Raw genomic sequence first — 19,406 nt, 5'->3', positions numbered from 1 at the left:
ACAATACGATAAGCGCGGGATTGTTTTCGTATGGGCACCGTTCGTCAAGGACAGATGACACCTTCCGCCAGGTTCGCTCCACATTCTCAGGTCTTGCCCTATTGTCTTTGCTTGACGTAAACTACCATCGGAGAAAATGCGTCAGCAGTTGTTAGGTGATTCTCATGCGATTTCGAACCAAAGAACGGCCCCGCGGCGTGTTGCGCCGCCAGGATCAGCGCCGGCTGACGTTGATGGTGGCTGGCTTCGGGCTGATTCTGCTGTGTTTCACCGTTGTGCGGCGGCCGGAGTTCTGGGGGCGTCTCTTTCCGTCCGAAGACGCTGCGATCGCTGACACAGTCGTTGCGGACGATATCGCCGCCATCGCGCCATTTGACCGGGATTTAATCGAGAATCCGTCGCGTCTGTTGCATGATGAATTCCTGACGACCGGAAGCGATCCGCAATTGTCGGCCGAAGCACCGGGGACGGTTGTTGCGAAACGAGTTCCCTTCGACACGGCAGAAGCGACCGGCGCCCCGCAGGCTCCTGATCTGCCTCGGATCCCTGACGATCTGCTGAAGACGGTCAAGGACGATGTGATCGGCGTGCATTCGGCAGAAAACGAAGCCTATTTCGCGGCGATGAAGCTTGCACAGAAAATTGAGCAGCGGACGTCGCTGTCCGCACAGCGGGGCGTGTACGCGTTGTTTATGGATTCCCCCGCCAGTTCGCGCGGCAAAGCGTGGAAGGTGTCAGGACAGTTAAGACGACTGTCGGAAGTGAAGGGTAAGACAAACGCGTTCGGCGTGGGCATGCTGTACGATGCATGGATTACGACGCCGGATTCCGGCGACCAGTTGGTCCACGTCGTCGCGATGAAGGCGAGTCCGGAAATCGCTCGACTGATCAGACTGGACAACACCGAACGGTCCGTGGACCTGATGGGCAAAGACGCGCCCGAAGTGACGTTTACCGGTTACTTTTTTAAACGAGAAGGCTATGCGAGCCAAAGCGACGCGGGCCTGTCTCTGGCTCCCATGTTTCTGGCAGGCACGCTGCGTGACGTACCGGTGCCTGAAGTGACTTCGTCGCGAGCCGATCAGTTGACGCCATACCTCGGCTGGCTAACCTTCGCCGTGTGTGTGGGAATTTTTCTGATCATAGTCAACTTCTGGGCCAGCGACGCGGCTCACACACAAACGCGAGCTCACCAAATTACGAAGCTGCCCGCTCACGCTACATTCGACGATGTATCTGCCGTCACCATTTCAGAATCGCTTGGCGACCTGCAGGGAGACGGCCTAAGAACCGAAAACTAAACGCGGTGTACGGGACGAATGTCGAATATCGCACAGGGAAAGTCGCAGGATGGAGGGAGTCGCAGTGAATTCGAGTGATCTCAACAACCTGCGGCGAGCCAACCTGGGACAACCTTCACTGCAGCAGTCCACGTCTCCACTGCCCCTCACGGAAGCTCTTCAGCATTGCCACGGACTCGGCCCCGTGCGTCTGGCCGCGTTGCAGCAGGCGGGTGTGCGGTCCTGGCATGATGCCGTCGCCGATCCGGACCGCATTCCCGGTGCTTTGCGTTCGCACTTATTGCAGGAATGTGACCGTCTACTGACGGCTTTGGCGGATGACAATATTCAATACTTTGTGGATCGCTTGTTGCCGCCGGATCGATGGCGCATTCTGACTCAGTACATTGATCGAGCGTCCTATTTCGACATAGAGACCACAGGTCTGGAATACGACGACACGATTACCACCATCGTATGCTGGCATAAGGGCGCGCTGCATTCGTTTGTGGAACATGAAAACCTGGACGACTTTCTGGACCTGTTGGACGACATCGATCTGTTGGTGTCGTTTAACGGCAGCACGTTCGATGTGCCTCGCGTGCTGGACGGATTTCACATTCCTGATCTGCCATGCCCGCATCTCGACCTGCGGTGGCCGTGCCACTACAAGGATCTGCGCGGCGGCTTGAAGCAGGTTACGAGTCGACTGGGCTTTCAGCGACCGGCCGACCTTCAGGATGCCGACGGCGAACTGGCCGTGCGATTGTGGTCATTGTGGCAGCACAAAAAGGACACAGCGGCTCGCGAGCAACTGATCCGCTACTGTGCGGCGGACGTGCTGCTGCTGATTCCTCTGGCTCAACATGTTGCCGGGCATGAGGTGATGCCGGTCGACGAATTGTGGCCTCACCTGCCCGACGCAGCGCCGGTGGAACAGAATGTGGACCCGATGGAAAAGCGTCGGCGCTTGCTTGAGCAACAGTTCGGCTCAGCCAGCCCGAAACGATTAAGAACGTGGCGGCGACGTTAAGCGTCTGTCCAAAAAGTTGGAAGGCCGCGGTGCGACGACAGCAGACGATCTGCGGCGTCATGCTTCCTTGACGGCGTTTGTCGAATGCGTTTTAAGCATCGGCCGACGGGTTGGGAATTCCTGGCCTGGTAAGCGACATCGAAAGTGCAGTTGCCTTCAGCTCAATTCAACTGCGTTCTGCGTGCGGGCGTTCGTCGTTCGTGGCAACCGTTTGTCGTGATGAGCGGCCGTCGTGCCGAGCTTACAACCTGGGTTGTGTGTCCTGAACTGCGAACCAGTTTTCGATTTCACTTACTACCTAATTCCCAACCCGATGATATGCCGGTAGCCCCGGTGGGCGATTGGCGTGGCGACTGAGTGACAGTGCGACGCAAAATCACCGGCGATGGTCGGTACGCACCGACGGGCGGTTGGCGCGGTGGACCGACAGGAAAACGTGATCTGAATTGCCGAGTTTGTTCCCGCTGGTCGCCGGTGATATTCGGTTGTGACCAACGGGAACGGCAATTTCTATTCGGAGCGCCAGCTAAAATCTGCTGGCGAGCCATCCCGCCTAAGCAACCGTAATCAAATTCGGCAGACGGATCCGATTGAACCGTCGGCCCAGCGCGTCGTACAGTAAAATTTCGTTCAGCTTGCGGTCCCACACGGCACTCAGCTTAACGCTTCGTGGGCCATGCAGGATGAACTGCGAGCCGCAATGTTGACCATTGCGTTTCAGTTCCAGTTCTGTCATCGGAAAATGGTGCTCAAGCAGGTTCTCCTTTCGACAAAGTGCCAAATGAATGAAGTCTCGAAGATCGTCCTGGTTACGGACTGCCGCCGGGGCGGGAGGCATCATGCCGCGGGGTGCTGGCTGACACATAATTCGAGGCGTACCTTTGAAAGAGGAAAGGGGATCGAATCAAAGAGAAAATCGTCAACGTCATCGACTTTGGGCGACCGGCCGGGCCGGTTAGCTAAGATGGCGGTGACTGTTTCGGTCTGGAAAACTGTATCGTCCGACGGCTTCACGTTTCTTCCCGAATGTTGATCGGCTGTGTACAGGCGTCATCAGTAATCGCAGCGGCAGGACCGTCCGAATCAGGACCCCGCGTGTCGAAGTCGAAAAATCTTTGGACGTACAACTTGACGCCACTAAAGGTTTGATTTTTCTATCTCAATCTGAGACCTCACCAATATGCCCGAACCGCATTATCGGAACATCATGCTGACCGTCGCCTACGACGGCACCAACTACAACGGCTGGCAGATTCAACCGGATGCTCCCACCATTCAGGAATACATGGAGCGCGCGACTGAAAAACTGACGGGCACTCGGTGCGCAGTTCTGTGCGCGGGACGGACCGATTCCGGAGTTCACGCGCTGGGACAGGTCGCCAGCTTTCGCACGGCTTCAAAAATTCCTGGTGAACAGTTCCGGCGCGGGCTACAGAGGTTTCTGCCTCATGACGTGGCCATCGTTGATTCTCGCGAAGTGACGTCGGAGTTCCACGCGACGTATTCGGCCATTCGCAAGCGGTATCGGTACCTGCTGTTTGATGGCCCGGTGCTGCCGCCGTTTTTAAGAAACCTGACTCACCGATCGAAACGCATGCTAAACGTCGCCGCGATGAATGACGCTCTGCCGCACCTGCTGGGAACTCACGACTTCCGCTGCTTCGAAACGGCCTACCCCAACAAAGCGACAAGTGTGCGAACGGTCATGGACGCAACCATCACCAGAGTACCTCAGTGGGACCTGTGGAACGCCGGCCACGAATGGCAACCTCAAACGGTGCGGCCGCATGAAGATCCGTCGTCGCCGCTGATCTGTTTTGAAATCATGGCCGACGGATTTTTGTACAACATGGTGCGAGCCATCGTCGGCACGTTGATCAGCATCGGCACGGGCCGCAAACCGCCGGGGGAAATTCGACGCGTGATCGAATCCATGGACCGAGGCGAAGCCGGCACGACCGCTCCGGCCCAGGGATTGTATTTGGTGCAGGTTGACTATCCCGCAGAGCACATCGGCGAATTGGAACGTCGAAAGGGTGAAAGTGCGGCGGACAATGTCGAATGTCGAACAAGGAATTTCGAATAACGAAGCAATTCCTTCGTGACGGTATTAACATCACGCCGCAGACGCTTGGGGCTTGCGTACTCGCATAGCTCCGCTGGCAAAGGCCATTGAACCACTCGCATAGCGAACACCACCGAGTCTTCCTCCCCTATTCCTTCTTTTCCAACGCCTTCAGTCGCTCTGCCATCTCTGCCTGCTGCTGCAAAAGGTCTTCGATTTGCTTTTGCAGTTTGGCCATCTGCGGCGGGCCGTGGTTGGCTTGTCGTTCTTTATGAGCCTGCATCTTTTCGCGGTGCGACTCCATTGCCTTTTCGTGTGTTTTCCTGGCCTGATCCTGCGCGGAGGACATTTCACTGAGCGCCCTGGCGCGAGCTTCCGCGATCTTTTCTTCAACATCGACTTTGGTGTTTCCGTCCAATCGCAGTCCGGGTCCCATGAACCACTTGGCGTCCGCGAGCTCTTCCAACGCCTTTCCGTTCACGCCTTTTCGCCTGAGATACATCTTCACCGCTGAGCCATCTTCAAAGTCCGACATGGCCTCTTTCGCCGTGAACTTTTTCGGAGTCACTTTGATCTCCGTCTTTTTGCCAGCTCGTAGCGCTTCGATGGTTAGCTCTTTGCCTTCCGAGCCTGCCACCAGCTTCAGCATTTGCTGTACGGTAGCCAGCTTTGTATTACCGATCCGCAGCAAAATGTCGTGAACCTGGACACCTGCTTCCGCGGCCGGCATCTTGTCCGAGACTTTCTTCACAACCAATCCGCCGTCGCTCAGGTCCAGGTGCGACCGCAGAGTATCGTCGGCCTCGCTACAGACGACGCCAACCATGTAGCGGGGTTCGTCGTCTTGTGCTGTCAACACTGTTATGTCGAAGGCTTCTTCGTCGCCGTCCTCCGCAACCTTGACCTCGACGCCGTCTGGCAGCATGTCTCCGATGTTGAATTCCTGAACCTTGCCGTCCGGCCCCTTGATAATGATGCGACCGGAGACGGTCTTGTTTTTCTTCTCTTTGCCATCTTCGTCGACGACCACAGATTCATTGACCGTGATATCGACAGACCGCGTTTCCGACGTTCCGGTGGATTTCGACGGACTGTCATCGTCAGCGAACGCAGCATTTGTCAGCAGTACCAGAAGCGTGATAGCAACCGCAGAGGGTTTGAACGTTCGCATCGCAAATGTCCTTAATAAAATGAAGTGTGCACTTTGTCCCCACGCTCCAGCCTGGGAACACAAAAAAATTCAACGGCCGATATCTTTGGGACGTCGAATGACCGATGTCCTGCAATTTGTCACTGGTCGCCGGTTTGTCACATCACTGCATCAGCACCGGCAACACGGTTTCCTGAACGGGAAATACATACGTTTCGCCATCGGCACCCTTTAATCGCAGATAACGGATTCTGGGCGTCGGACTGTTGTTCTGGCGAGCCTGATCGTGGCGCGACACCGCCTGCCAGAAGTCTGCCGATCCAGTCGCGTACTCACTGGCGTCGTAGACGGGCATTTCCTGAGGCGGCATTCCATACGGTTGCACGACGGCTTTATACCCTTTGTGCGAGCCACGATTGCTGCCGACGTTATGCGGCCTGTTGGAGACCGCGGCCGTCACTGATTCAAGATTGTTGGAGGGCCGACTCACGATAGCGGCGTCAACTCCGGCTGGTTCCGAACGCTGCCCGGCCGCATTGCGAGAGGCCAAACCGCTGCCTGCCACCTGCCCGGCCGCGTCCGGCCGCATTTCCTGGGAAATCAGCACGCCACCTAAAAATGCCACGCTGGCCGACAGGATCAGCGACATCATCGGATGGTGAAACCAATGCGGCTTCTGTTTCTGTGGTGTCAACGAAGCAGGAGGCACCACTGTGGCGGTGGGTTCGTCACGAATGGCATTCGCGAACATCCGGTCTTCCATGAACGCACACGCCAGTTCCTTCCAGCCCTCGTCACAACTGTCCAGCTGCTGCATCAGTTCGCGCCGTTCGGCGGCGGACAGTTCGTTGTCGACGCAGCGCTGAATCAAGATTTCATTTCGGTCCGCAGACATCGTTTGTTTGTCCATTTACACACAATCACGTTTGGCCAGCAGGCGACGCAGCTTTTTTTTAGCCTTCGCCAACCGATATTCCACCGTGTCCTCCTTGACGCCCATATGTTCTGATAGTTGCCCGTACGTCCAGCCTTCCGAATACTTTAACATCAGAATCTGACGATCCAGTTCGTCCAGCTCGGACATCGCAGCCCGCACATGCTGCTGCTTTTCGGCGGCCAGCACGCGGTCGACGGGCCCCAGCGGTTCGGCCAGCGTCACTTCTGACGGATCACCATTGGCCAGACGGTCTTCAAAACGCCGTCGGCGGCCTCGGGTACGGCGATACATCAGCACCTGCTTGACGGCAACCTGGTACAACCACGCTCCCATTTGCCTGATTTCGTGCAGCGTGTCTCGCTGTCGCACCAGTGCCAGAGCAATGTTTTGCATAATATCCTCAACCGCATCCGGTTCGTTCACCCGACTGCGCACAACGGTGCGCAGCCAGCTTTCGTTTTCCAGATAGAGCAGTTGAGGCGTCATGGGCGAAAGATTGTTGCCGCTGGCGTGAGGAGCCGGAAACCTTTTTGAAGATTCCCGCTCACAGATTACACCAAAATCAGTTGTCGCCGTTTTGCTGCAGGAAAGTGTGTACTGTGGCCAGCAGTTTTTCTTTGTCGATGGGTTTGCTTAGGTAGGCATTGCACCCGCTTTGCAGGCAGCGGTCCATGTCGCCGTGCATGGCGTCAGCGGTGAGGGCGATGATGGGATTTTCGAAACCCATCCCTCGCAGGCGAGCGGCCGCCGTGTATCCGTCGACGCCGGGCATCTGCATATCCAACAAAATCAGGTCAAACGGTTCTTCCCCGTCCATCGCCGATACCTGGTCGATGGCCTGTTGTCCGTTTTCGGCCTCTTCCACCGTGGCGCCAGCCGTCTGCAGAATATGTTTGCCCAGAAATCTGACGTCGCGTCGATCGTCGACCAGCAGAATCCGGCACGCCAACCTGAAGTCTGAAACCGCAGCCAATTCAGCGGGCGCTTCAGCCTGACTCTCAGACGGCAGGTTGGGATCGACGAACGCCACGTTGGAAACATCACCAGCGGCAATGGTGAGTGAAAACGTGCTGCCTTCACCTGGCGTGCTGTCGACGGCGACTGAACCACCCAGCATGTGAGCGAGCCGCTTGCTAATGGCCAGTCCCAGTCCCGTGCCACCAAATTCGCGAGTGACGGATGCATCGCCCTGAGAGAACGGCTTGAACAGGCGCTTCTGCTGCTGCACTGTCATGCCGATACCTGTGTCGATGACATCAAACTGCATCACAGACCTTCGTTTGGATGCAGATGTCGATGAATTTTTTGTGGCCGCCGGTCTATGGCTGATACGCAAAATAACACTACCGGCATCTGTGAACTTGAGGGCGTTGCCGAGCAGGTTCACCAGAATCTGTTTCAGCCGCTTGGGATCGCTTTCGATAAACTCCGGCACACTGCCGTCGTACTGCACTTCGAACTGCAGGTCTTTTTCTTTTGCCCGAACGTCCATCAGCGACCGAACATCACCGACCAGTGCCTGGGGCGAAAACTGCTGTCGATCGATCTCCATCCGACCGGCTTCGATCTTCGACAGGTCCAGTATGTCGTTGATGATTTCCAGCAGAAAGTTGCCGTTGCGTTTGATGGTTTCCAGGTGCTGCAACTTCTGGGGATCCGTTTCGGCATCCAGCAACAGATCTGCATAGCCCAAAACTGCAGTCATCGGCGTTCGGATTTCGTGACTCATGTTGGCCAGAAATTCGCTTTTCGATGAGTTGGCTTGTTCGGCCTGTCGGCGCGCTTCTTCCAGCCGAGATGCGGCAACGTGTTCGGCCGTGGTATCCCGATTCAGCCCGTACATCCGAACGACTTCACCCGCTTCGTTTCGAACAACTTTGCCCACGCCGTTTAGCCATCGCGTTTCTCCATCCGGCCGAATGATTCGGAATTCGTGAGAGTAATTGGTGTCGCCATCTACCGATCGCTGCCACTCAGCTTGCAGTTCGTCGCGATCGTCCGGATGAGTGAGCGAGAAAAACAGCTCAGGGGACGCGGGCTGATCGGGAGAAATTCCCAGCAGGTCGTACAATTCTGCCGTCCAGATACTTTCCTGCGGACTCCATTCCCACGCCGCCATCCCCGCCACCTGCAAAGCAGTTGATAGGCGTTCGTCGGTTTGTTGCAAAGCGCTCTGTACTCGAGCCCGCTGCACTCGAAGGTAGACGTTTGCCGAAAGTTCGTTTAACAGTTGAAGTTCGTCCGACCGCCATTGATACGGGTAGTGCTTCGTTGCCGTCAGCATGAATTCCAGTCGGCCATCCGTGACGTAGGCGGAATTCACGATGGCTTGAATCTGCAATGCTGCGAACCGGGCTGCTGAATCCGGCGTCGAGCATTCCTGGGTGACGTCATTGAAGACCAGTGAACCACCGACGGCCAAACGCTGCCTTTCGTCTGCATTCAGATAGTCTGACATTGTGTACAGACCCACCACTGATGACACCTCATCAATGTGGTAATCGAAATACACGTTGGCGAGGGCTGCGTCTTCATCCAGATCCACCAGTGCACAGCGTGACAGGTTCAGGTACTGTGCTATTCGTTCAGTGGCGACGCGAGCGATCTCGTCGGCAGTTTCGAGTGGAGCCAGAAACGACTGCAGTTCCGCAAGGAATGCGACATGACGTTCGCGGCGATTACGATCGGTGATGTCCGTCGCGAAACCGGCAATTCGCAGCGGTCGGCCGACAGCGTCTCGATCCACGATGCCTTGAATCTGTCCCAGAATAATGTGTCCATCGCGTTTGCGGAAAATTCGACATTCGAATTCTTCCCGCTCCGATGTTGTCAACATGATCGATTCAATCACAGCTTCAACGATCGGGCGATCATCCGGAATGACGATGTCCAGAAAGCCCTGAGCTGTACCGACGAATTCGTCTTTTTCGTACCCGTACAGTTCGTACAAGTGATCGGACCACGTGATGTGATCGTTGACAATGTCCCACTCCCAGCTTCCCATTCGGCCAGCGACCATGGCAAAATTAAGATGCCGTTCACGCTGCAGAGCCTGTCGTTCGGCGGCCTTTCGATCGCTGATGTCCACGCCGGAAGGAATTAAGTGAGTGACTCGACCGCTCTCGTCCCGCACGGGGCTTAGCATAAAGTCGATCGTGATTCTCGTGTCACCGGCTATCCGCACGATGGCATCGTGACGCACAATTTCGCCATTCGCACCGCGACGAATGTCGTCCTGTAGCTGGCTGATGGTGTCTTCGCTGTGATTCCACCAAATGCAGTCCCAGAACTTCTTTCCGATTACTTCTTCGCGTTCAATTCCCCCAAGCGTAACGGCAGCCGCATTGGCTTCCAGCAACGTCCCGTCTACGTCCAGCACGCCGACAAGGAACAGCGTGTTGTCGATCACTCGACGCAGGTGAGATTCGCGGTCGCGGAGCAGGTCTTCGGACCGGCGACGATCGGTGATGTCTCGCAGGTAGCCCGTAAAGAATGGTGAACCGTTTAGCGTGTGAGACACGGAAACACCCAGCTCCATTGGGAATGTGCTTCCGTCCGCTCGCAACGACGTCAGTTCAATTCGCTTTCCGATGATCGATGATTCGCCGACTTCCAGATAACGTTTAAGGCTCTGATGGAAACCAGGACGGAACTCATCAGGCATGATGACTTCACACATCGGCTTCCCGATGACGTCAGCGGCCACGTGGCCAAAGGTACGTTCAGCGGCCGGATTAAAGTCGACAATGCGCCCTTCCACGTCCATGGTCACGATGCAGTCCATGGCAGACTTCAGAATCGCCGTCTTGCGAGCTTCCTCATCACGAAAACGACTATCCAGTCGGCGTCGACGGATGAATTGCCCAATATCGGTGCCAACGGATTCCAGCACATACTTCAGCTCCGGGTCATGAGCCAGCAATCTTGTCGTGAAGATTTCAATGACGCCCTTAAACTTCTTGCCGACCACGATTGGCGTCGCGATGCCACTGACCAGGTTGTTTTCGTGGGCGACTTTGGAACGAGCAAAGTCATCCGCATTTTGCAGATCTTCAAACCAGATCGGTTTACGTTGCTTCCAGGCGATTCCTGGCAGCCCTTCGCCCTTCGAGAATGTTAACTGACGACTAAAGTCTACGAACGACTGTCGGGCGTGATCACCAGTACTGGCTTCAACACAGGTCAGCAGCTTGCCACTTTCGTCCGGTCGCCAAAGCAGACACACTTCCGCTTCCAATGCATCAAGAAGTGCGTGAAGGACTTCCGGAATGACAGTGGCGAATGATTCCGCGTTGACCAGCAGGCTGCGGACGGCATGTGACGCCGCCAGACGCATAAACGTCCGCTTGCGATCTGTGATGTCGTAAAACGTCACAACCAGGCCGTTTTGCTGGTCGTCGTCCGTCAGGTAAGGCTGAATGCGTCGCAGATACCAGTTGCCCGTTTGAATCTCGACTTCATCTTCAATTGGCCACTCACTCACGGCAGATGCGTCTGCCGGGAAGTCGGGCATCTCGACGGCCGTATGAGTAATATGGCTGAGCGGACGCCCCACATCGTTGGGTAGCAAATTGTAGATCTTCGCGACGTCGGGAGTGAAGCTCCGAATCGTCATGTCGTCGTCGACAAACAATGTCGCGACGGATGTGCTGTGCAGCAGGTTGCGACGGTCCGAAGCCGATTGGGCGACGCGGGTCAGTGCGGCCTGAACTTCTTCTTTTGAAGTCTCCAGTTCTTCGTTGGCGGACTGAAGTTCCTCATTCATCGAAACAAGTTCTTCGTTCGACGACTTCAGATCTTCATTGCTGCACTCCATATCCCGCAGCGCGCGTTCCAGGTCTGCACGCGTGGTGGCCAGTTCTTTTTCGAGTTGCTTGATGACGGCGTCGGCGTTGCGATGCTCCGGCGTGCGGTCTGGCGAGTCGTCTTCTAAGTCCTCTGCCTCTCCTCGTTGCAACGGCAGGCCGACGTCGTGGAAGACCACCATAAACAGCCCGGAATCCTCCCCGACTTCCGGCATCGGCTGCACGGTCAGCATGACTCGCTGTATCCGATCATCCAGCCGCAACGACTGATTGTCGTGCGTGACCTGACGACGAGTATCCACGGCTTCCTGAAACGCGGCTCGCAGCCCCAAACGCAGGCCGCTGCGGGCCATCTGAATGATGTTGTTCTGAAATTTGCCGCCGGATACGGTCAGATATTTCTGCATGTCGCCCGAGGTGCACAGCACGTGACCGTCTTCGTCCACGATGGCACATTTCGGAGCAAATTCATCCAGCACGATCCGCTGCATGACCTCCAGCAGGTCGCCTTCGGTACTCGCCGGAGCCGGAAACGCGCGCTTGCCGTTTTCATGCTTTCCCGATCCATCGGCCACCGGCATTACAGCCGTTCCATCGACGCCCGTGTTCTTGCGCTGTGAGATTTTGGCCTTCGGATCGACAACTCGAAACAGCTCACGATGCGCAGAAATGTTTTCAGACGGCCCCAGGAACAGATATCCGGATGGCCGCAACGAATAGTGGAACAGCGGAATCAGTTTCTTCTGTAGATGCGGCCCCAAATAAATCAGAAGGTTGCGGCACGAAACCAGATCGAGTCTGGAGAACGGCGGATCGCTGATCAGGTTGTGCGGCGAAAACAGAACCAGCTCACGAATCTCTTTCGCGACCTGATACTTCTTGCCACGTTTGACAAAGAAACGTTTTAAGCGTTCCGGCGAAACGACGTCCGCAATGCCCACGGGATACGCACCATCACGAGCCACCTGCAACGCTCGATCGTCAAGATCGGTGGCGAAGATTTGCACCGTCGGCAGGGTTACCCCAGTCAGGTCGCCCGAGGTGCTTTCAGGTCCGTCGGAATCTGAGGCGGCATTCGAATTGGCCTCTGCGATTGAGTCCATATACTCGCGACACAAAATCGCCAGCGTGTAGGCTTCTTCTCCAGTCGCACAACCCGCCACCCAAATGCGAACATGATCGTCCGGTGACTTGTCTTCAAACAGCTTCGGCAGCACTGATTCCGACAGCGCCGCGAAGGCATCGGGATCACGGAAGAAAGACGTCACGCCAATCAGAAGTTCTCGAAAAAGCGTGTGAGCTTCGTCGGGATTGCCGCTGAGTATTTCGATGTACTTCTCAACGTCAGACAGCTTATTAACCTGCATCCGCCGCTGAATGCGCCGACTAAGCGTGTTGGTCTTGTAGTGCTGGAAATTGTGGCCCGTGTTCTTTAACAGCAGGTCCGTGACCTGAGGAATGGCTTCCTGCAGTTGGCGGCTGACTTCCTGTTTGCAGCGAGGCTCGGACAGGCTGGCCAGATGTCTGGCGTAGCTGATGAGTTCTGATGCGATTTCGGCCGGCGGCAGCACATGGTCGGCAACCCCCATCGCCGCCGCATTGCGCGGCATGCTGTCGTACTTTGCGGAATCCGGGTCCTGAGCAAACGTCAGCCCGCCAGCGTCGCTGATCGCCTTCAACCCAAGGGTGCCATCCGAACCTGCGCCGGAAAGAATGACACCGACGCTGCGATCTCGCTGATCGTCAGCAAGTGACTGCAGGAAATGGTCGATCGCGGCCGTTGTGGTTGACGACTTTGCAACCGTCGACGATCCCGAACCCTCACGTGGCGAACCGGAGCTCACCGTTTCATCGCTGCTTGCGGAAGCCTGGTTTGCGACAACCTGGCTCGTGACGACTTCGCTTGTGACAACCTGGCTTGTGACCACCAGATAGCCGTCTTCCACCTTTAGCAATCCATTCGCCGGGGCGATGTACACCGTGTTGGGAGCCGGTTTGGTGCGGCCGGACAATTCCACGACCGAAAGTTGCGTTAAATTGACCAGCACTTCCGCCAGTAGCCGTTCGCCGAGCGGCGGGAGGTGCTGGACCAACACGAAAGACAGACCGCTTTCCGCATCAACGTGCGAGAGCAAATCCTGAAAGGCTTCCAATCCGCCAGCGGACGCTCCCACACCAATCGTCAGGTGCGGGTCGCTGCTGGGAATGGCTGGTTCGTCCCTGACATTCTTCGCCATCTGTTGGCCCGCAGATTCGTGGTGTGGGGTCGAGGGAGCTGAGTTTTGTCGCGAAATACGGCACCAAAGGTGTTGGGTTGAGATACTTGACGATTTCTGAAGAATCCACTCACACAGATTGGCGCAGCGGTTGCGAATTAGACCCGATAGATTGCCACAATTGCAAGCTGCTGCGGCCTGCCTGCCGTATTTCCCGGCCAGAGAACCGGCGAAACTCCGTCAGCTCGCAATTCTCTCCAGGCCCGCCCAGCGAGGTTATTCGCGCGTAAGCATAAAGGTCTGCATGTCTAACGTCAAAATTTCGTGTTCGATCGCGATCGCAATCTTCAGTTTTTCGCTTCTGATGACGCCCGCGCGAGCTCAGTCGCCGCGTGTTTTTCGCGACGACGTGCAGCCCCAGTGGTTCGACGGAAACTCGAAATTCTGGTACCGCATCCGCCTCGCTGAAAACCAGACGGAATTCGTACTGGTTGACACTGTCGCGGGCACACGAAAACCGGCGTTTGATCATCAGCGAGTTGCGGCAGCGATCGGTGAAGCCACGAGCACGAAGCTGGCCCCAGGGAAACTGCCCGTCCAATCCCTGGAATTTGCACACGATCTGTCGTCCGTACTTTTGCAGGGAAGGAACGGCTCCTGGCGGCTCAATTTGAAGTCGAACACAGTCGCGCCAATTGAACAGCATTCCGCCGACACCGGGACTGCGTTCTTTCTGCCAGTTCGAAAGTCGGTCGACCGTGGCGGCGATCTTGAGCTGAAGATTACCAACGAACTGGATTCGCCCGTCCAGCTGATCTGGATAGACCGCAACGGCCGGCCCGTCGGCTACGGCAGCATCGCCAGTCGCGGCATGCGAGCTCAGCACACGTTTGTCGGCCATGTGTGGTTGCTGCAGAACGCCAAAGGCGCGCCACTGGCCGCGTTCGAAGCGACCGCCAATGCCGTAGAGATCATTCTCAACAAAGAAAGTCTCGCGGCCGTCAAAAAATCGTCCAGCCCCGCCGAACCGAAACGTCGGCGTAGAAGAGGACGGCCTTCAGCCGCGATTTCGCCGGATGGCCGCTGGAAAGCTTTCGTCAGGGAGGACAACCTCTGGCTGACGGAAACACCTTCCGCCACGCCATCTGCCGAAGGCAACGAATCCGCTGATACCGAACGCCAGCTCACCACCGACGCCACGCCCGGCGATTCGTTTTCCAAGGATGCCTCGCGAGCACGACTGGTACAGATGGCCTACGAGCTTGCCAATCCGCCCGCCGAAACGCCAGACGTTCATTGGTCGCCCACCGCAGATCACGTGCTGGCATTTCAAACCGATCGAGTTACCGAACGCCGCGTGCACTATGTGGAATCGTCGCCGGCCGATCAGCTGGATCCAAAACTAAATAGCTATCCTTACGCCAAACCAGGCGACAAGCTGCCTACGCCGCGTCCGCGATTGTTTCATGTCGAAACCGGCGAAGAAATCGCTGTCGCCACAGACCTGTTTCCCAATCCGTTCGAACTGAAGTTTCTAAAATGGAGTGACTCCGGCGATCGCTTCTGGCTGTTGTACAACGAACGTGGCCATCAAAACTTGCGCGTGCTTGAAGTGCTCGCGGATGACGGCACCGTGCGGGCAATCGTCGACGAACACAGCGACACGTTCATTCATTATTCGACGGCCGGTAAGTTTGTGTTGGAATGGTTAGACGATGGGAACCTGCTGTGGGCCAGCGAACGTTCCGGCTGGAATCACCTGTACCGCTACAGCGTCAGCACCGGCGACGTGGCCAACACTGTCACGTCAGGAAACTGGAACGTGCGGCGCATCGAAAAGATCGATCAGGACGCGGGCGTGGTCTGGTTTTATGCGGTCGGTGCAGTCGCGGATCAGGATCCGTATCACGAACACTTCTGCAAAGTACATCTCGACGGCAGTGGATTCACCGTGCTGACAGAAGGCGATGGAACTCACGAGGTGAAGTTCTCACCGGATCGCACTTACTTTCTGGATAAGTATTCCCGAGTCGACCTGCCACCGGTGGCGGAACTTCGCCGCAGCGACGACGGTTCATTAGTGACAAAGCTGGAAACGGCAGACGCGTCGCAGGTGATTGCAGCTCGCGGAAGTCTACCCATCCGGTTTACCGCAAAAGGACGCGACGGCAAGACGGACATTTGGGGCATCATTCATCGGCCGGTTGAATTCAACGAGGACCAGGCGTATCCGATCGTTGAAAACATCTACGCCGGCCCGCACGATCATCATGTGCCGAAGGCGTTTCGCAGCAGCTATCGCCATCAGCATGAAATTGCGGACCGTGGCATAGTGGTCGTGCAGATCGACGGCATGGGCACCGCGTGGCGGTCGAAGAAGTTTCACGATGTGTGCTTCCAAAATCTGAAAGACGCTGGGCTTCCGGACCGCATCGCATGGATGAAAGCGGCAGCGAAAAAGTTCACTTGGATAGATGCTGGTCGAGTCGGCATCTACGGCGGTTCAGCGGGGGGCCAGAACGCGATGGCCGCTTTGCTGTGGCACGGAAACTTCTACAAAGCTGCTGTGGCCGACTGTGGCTGCCACGACAACCGCATGGATAAACTCTGGTGGAACGAACAGTGGATGGGCTGGCCGGTTGACGATCACTATGCGGTGAATTCCAACTCAGAAAATGCGTCGCGACTGCAGGGCCGGCTGATGCTGGTGGTCGGCGAACTGGACCGCAACGTCGATCCAGCCAGCACAACTCAGGTGGTGCGTCAGTTGATCAAAGCCAACAAAGACTTCGATTTCCTGCTCATGCCCGGCGTCGGCCACGGCGCTTGCGAACGCCCGTACGCGTCACGCCGCCGAGCCACCTTTCTGGCCGAAAATCTGCGCTGACCGAACCCTTCACTGGGTGTGAAGTGCTGGACGTTTTTTGCTGGGCTTCAAAGGCAAATAAACGCGACTACCGCCCGTCGCCTGATTGTTACAACTTCGAATTTGCCCCCCGTACGAAACGCTGGCTGAATGGATTGCCCTCAGCCCAGTGAAGCGATCAAAGCCGGATGCCGAAAACTCACTCGGGAAGATCGGGGTCGTCGCGTGACTGCTTGTCACGCGGGTGACGGTCAACCATTGAGATCAGCAGCATTACGGCGACGCAAACGACGATGACGAGGATCGCGAATTGACCGAGTTGAGAAATCAGATCGACCGCTTGCTGCATTGGGATTACTCAACTTGGTTAACAGAACTACGCAGCACTGGAAGGTTCTAAGGTCACCGCGATGAACAAAACGAGCGACGTCGAATTACTCAGTAGTTTAGCAACCACATCCCGCGTTGCCCAACACGGACGCTGAATGCCAGGCGACCATCGCTTAGGGTTGATTACTGGCCGCCAATTGCAAAAGTGCCGTGACGGCTTCGTCGACGCGTGACAGCGGAACAAAGATGTGATCGTGATAGAAGGCGGCAATTATGTTTGCACTGATGCCACGCTCCGACAACGCGGCCGCGATTGCGGCCGTCAGGCCAACTGCCTGCAAGTTGGAATGCACACTTAAAGAAATCAAGCCGAATTCCCCGTCATAATCTTCGCCCGCTGCATCAGCACGCTCTTTGGGGACAACAAGTGTCAGTCCCTCCTCTTCGGAAAAGGTGGCGATCGGCGCGAGTTCCGCACCATCACCGTAAGCCGCCTGTGGACGCGACACGAACACATACGCCTCAGGAGACACAACCGGTGCGAGGCTTGCGAGTAACGTCGGCAGATCAGATGTACCGGTCATCAGAAGTTTTCGTCCACAACAACGTGACGCTATCCAGCATCGCACCAAACATCAGGAAACGACTTGAACAAGAATCAAATTTGATAATGCGTCGACAGCCAACGATTGTGCGGCGCAATCCCGTGGTAGCGCCCATGCTGCCGGACGCTATTTGTTGCCTTCGGCGTATTTCAGTAGTTCTAAGAACGCCAACTTGTCATCGCCGGAGTGCGTTTTGAGTCCCAGCGTTCCCAGAAAACCGGCGAAAGCAGGTGTGTCTACTGAGTAGTATTTTGTCAGTGCCGCAACTTCCTCAGGCGACATGTCATACAGCCAAACGATGTTCACGAGCGGGATGTCGTCGGCAAATTTGTCCCACGCCGCGAATACGTTTCCGACGAAGTCAGCTTGAAGTTTCTCTGAACTGCCGTTTGCGGCACCGCTTGGATAGCCTGTTTCCAGCAGGTGAACAGGTTTCCCATCAGCCAAAGACACCAGCGATCCAATTTCGTCCTGCACGACCGACGGAGGCCGAACCTTAAAGTCTGCGTCCAGCGGATAATACGTGACCATGACTGCATCAGCGTGAGCGTTCAGTTCGCTGATCAATTGCCGCTGATCGCCGGTGATTGCTGAATACGTTGTCTTTACGCCGACAGGTACATCCGGCAGCTTTACTTTGATGTGAGTCTGCACTTCGGTAAAGAATCGACGGTACTGACGCCAGCGAATCTCATCATCACCAAGATTTCCGTCCACTTCATTGCCAATGGAGATGGCGACGATTCGCGCCTTCGGCAGACCCGCGATCGTGAAGGCCACAAACCTGGTAAACGCCGCAATCACTTCTGAGTCATCAAATGCCTTGCCCTTGAGGTAAGCAGGAAGCCGCAGCGCGTTTGTATCAATGGGGTTCAGCGACAGCACGATGCCGGTGTCGAAAGTCGGATAGACTTCGTTCGCCATTTCCAGAAAAGGACTGTCGTAAACTCCGGGACTGGTTTCGATGTCGTCCCACTGCTGTGGCAGTTCGATGAACTGAATGCCGGCTCGCTTGGCTTCACCAAAAGCGACTTCGTATCCAACAGCTCCTTCTGTCACGCCGAAGCCAAGCAGACGATTAGCGTCCCGTTTCGCGATTTGGCCACCCGGACTTTGGCTCTGGCCGGTGCTGCTGTCGTTCGAACATCCGGCAATCACGATCAGAGCGATGCCCAGGATGGCAGCAAGAGCAACCGAGAAAATATTCATCTGCATCGGCCAACGGAAGGACTTTGCGACACGGCTTTTTCTACGAAGCCTGAACGAGTCAGCACACCAGCGAGTCTAGCAAAGCAAGCCACATTGCCAAAGCCCCGAACTCCGCCGCATCACAGTCCCGTTGGTTCGCCCCCGCAGGAAAGCCGCAGTTGCGAATGGGAACGCCTCTAAGCAACTGCATAGATTCGCTAGATGGCAGCCGGTGGATGATGGTCGGCAAAATCGAAACTCGCACCGCATTTTTTGCAGCGATAGGAAGTAATCGACCCCTGGCATTCATCATCACGCTGCGCCACCAGCTTCAAGGCGAACCAAGCGCGGCACGTCGTACAAATACGAAATGCACCAGGCTGAAGTGGCTTCGCAAGAATGCCATCGGTTTGGGAATCGTCAGCCATCGTGAATCCTTAGCTCGTCCAACGGAAGAATGTTCGCGACACCGCATTAGAGCAGTTTACCATTTGTCGTCGACGGTTCGGGCTCGTGGCAAACAGCATTCATAGTACGAAACGCTTGTTACGCGGCCACAAGTCAGCGTAACAAGCTGTAGCCGAACCGGTTTAATCTGCAGCGTCTGACAGTTTATCAACATGCGCGAGGGTTGCGAAATAGGAAAGGCAACCGGGCAGCGATTGGCATTCTAAAAATCAGCTGATCTATCGCCTGGGGCAGCATTGCAGGAGAACCATCCTGACTCATCGCTGCGGCCAACGTTGCGACCCCAATACAGATTGCGACATGTCATCTCGAACCCCGCGTTGGCGTCCGTGACCACCCATCGAGACTCATCAGCGCACCGGGGATCCGGCTCGATGGTGAATTGCAGTTCGGGCTGATTCCAGTGAGGTGTTCCGCACAGATGCTGTACAGAGAAAGTCGCAATCATCAACCAATCTGATGT

At 56.1% G+C, this 19,406-nt stretch carries 13 protein-coding genes; 4 read left to right on the top strand and 9 right to left on the bottom strand.

Annotated elements, in window-relative coordinates:
* Positions 1-164 precede the first annotated feature (164 nt).
* Together Fuma_RS11725 and Fuma_RS11720 are read left to right on the top strand one after the other, a co-directional pair.
* Entirely contained in the window at positions 165-1,301 is a 1,137-nt protein-coding gene (locus tag Fuma_RS11725) for a hypothetical protein (RefSeq protein ID WP_077024310.1), read from the top strand.
* A 49-nt stretch (positions 1,302-1,350) separates the two neighbouring features.
* Positions 1,351-2,313 carry a ribonuclease H-like domain-containing protein gene (locus tag Fuma_RS11720; protein ID WP_077024309.1) on the top strand — a complete coding sequence of 321 codons (963 nt, stop codon included), beginning with the start codon at positions 1,351-1,353 and terminating at the stop codon, positions 2,311-2,313.
* Between the two features lie 553 nt (positions 2,314-2,866).
* Here the strand turns inward: Fuma_RS11720 and Fuma_RS11715 are convergent.
* Positions 2,867-3,154, bottom strand: coding sequence for a hypothetical protein (locus Fuma_RS11715; protein WP_083731977.1), 288 nt, complete (start codon positions 3,152-3,154; stop codon positions 2,867-2,869).
* A 339-nt stretch (positions 3,155-3,493) separates the two neighbouring features.
* Here Fuma_RS11715 and truA point away from each other — a divergent pair, with 339 nt between their 5' ends.
* Positions 3,494-4,399, top strand: a complete 906-nt coding sequence (gene truA, locus Fuma_RS11710; protein ID WP_077024308.1) for a tRNA pseudouridine(38-40) synthase TruA — start codon at positions 3,494-3,496, stop codon at positions 4,397-4,399.
* 127 nt (positions 4,400-4,526) lie between these two features.
* Here truA and Fuma_RS11705 read toward each other — a convergent pair whose 3' ends face one another.
* The 4 genes from Fuma_RS11705 to Fuma_RS11690 all read right to left on the bottom strand — a co-directional run bounded on the left by Fuma_RS11705 (position 4,527) and on the right by Fuma_RS11690 (position 13,507).
* Positions 4,527-5,549 (bottom strand): PDZ domain-containing protein, encoded by a 1,023-nt coding sequence (locus Fuma_RS11705; protein WP_077024307.1) that lies wholly within the window; start codon positions 5,547-5,549, stop codon positions 4,527-4,529.
* Between the two features lie 142 nt (positions 5,550-5,691).
* Positions 5,692-6,423, bottom strand: a complete 732-nt coding sequence (locus Fuma_RS11700) for an anti-sigma factor family protein (protein WP_145944121.1) — start codon at positions 6,421-6,423, stop codon at positions 5,692-5,694.
* A 15-nt stretch (positions 6,424-6,438) separates the two neighbouring features.
* A complete protein-coding gene (locus tag Fuma_RS11695) occupies positions 6,439-6,951 on the bottom strand; it encodes an RNA polymerase sigma factor (RefSeq protein ID WP_077024305.1) in 513 nt (170 codons plus the stop codon).
* Positions 6,952-7,027: 76 nt separating this feature from the next.
* The gene (locus Fuma_RS11690; protein WP_077024304.1) at positions 7,028-13,507 is read right to left on the bottom strand and encodes a PAS domain S-box protein; all 6,480 of its coding nucleotides are present in this window, start codon (positions 13,505-13,507) and stop codon (positions 7,028-7,030) included.
* A gap of 283 nt (positions 13,508-13,790) precedes the next feature.
* Between Fuma_RS11690 and Fuma_RS11685 the strand changes: the two genes are divergently transcribed.
* The gene (locus tag Fuma_RS11685; protein WP_077024303.1) at positions 13,791-16,373 is read left to right on the top strand and encodes a prolyl oligopeptidase family serine peptidase; all 2,583 of its coding nucleotides are present in this window, start codon (positions 13,791-13,793) and stop codon (positions 16,371-16,373) included.
* Between the two features lie 178 nt (positions 16,374-16,551).
* On the opposite strand, the gene Fuma_RS35245 is transcribed toward Fuma_RS11685, so the two are convergent.
* The 4 genes from Fuma_RS35245 to Fuma_RS34805 all read right to left on the bottom strand — a co-directional run bounded on the left by Fuma_RS35245 (position 16,552) and on the right by Fuma_RS34805 (position 18,903).
* Positions 16,552-16,701 carry a hypothetical protein gene (locus tag Fuma_RS35245; RefSeq protein ID WP_158520950.1) on the bottom strand — a complete coding sequence of 50 codons (150 nt, stop codon included), beginning with the start codon at positions 16,699-16,701 and terminating at the stop codon, positions 16,552-16,554.
* A 154-nt stretch (positions 16,702-16,855) separates the two neighbouring features.
* Positions 16,856-17,266 (bottom strand): ACT domain-containing protein, encoded by a 411-nt coding sequence (locus Fuma_RS11680; protein ID WP_077024302.1) that lies wholly within the window; start codon positions 17,264-17,266, stop codon positions 16,856-16,858.
* Between the two features lie 147 nt (positions 17,267-17,413).
* Complete coding sequence (locus Fuma_RS11675) at positions 17,414-18,496, bottom strand: hypothetical protein (protein ID WP_145944120.1); 1,083 nt, start codon at positions 18,494-18,496, stop codon at positions 17,414-17,416.
* 197 nt (positions 18,497-18,693) lie between these two features.
* Positions 18,694-18,903 (bottom strand): hypothetical protein, encoded by a 210-nt coding sequence (locus Fuma_RS34805; RefSeq protein ID WP_145944119.1) that lies wholly within the window; start codon positions 18,901-18,903, stop codon positions 18,694-18,696.
* Between the last annotated feature and the right edge of the window lie 503 nt (positions 18,904-19,406).

Origin of the sequence: Fuerstiella marisgermanici, assembly GCF_001983935.1 — a bacterium.
Taxonomy (GTDB): domain Bacteria; phylum Planctomycetota; class Planctomycetia; order Planctomycetales; family Planctomycetaceae; genus Fuerstiella; species Fuerstiella marisgermanici.
The sequence above is the reverse complement of the archived record's forward strand: the minus strand, read 5'-3'. Positions and strand labels throughout refer to the sequence as shown.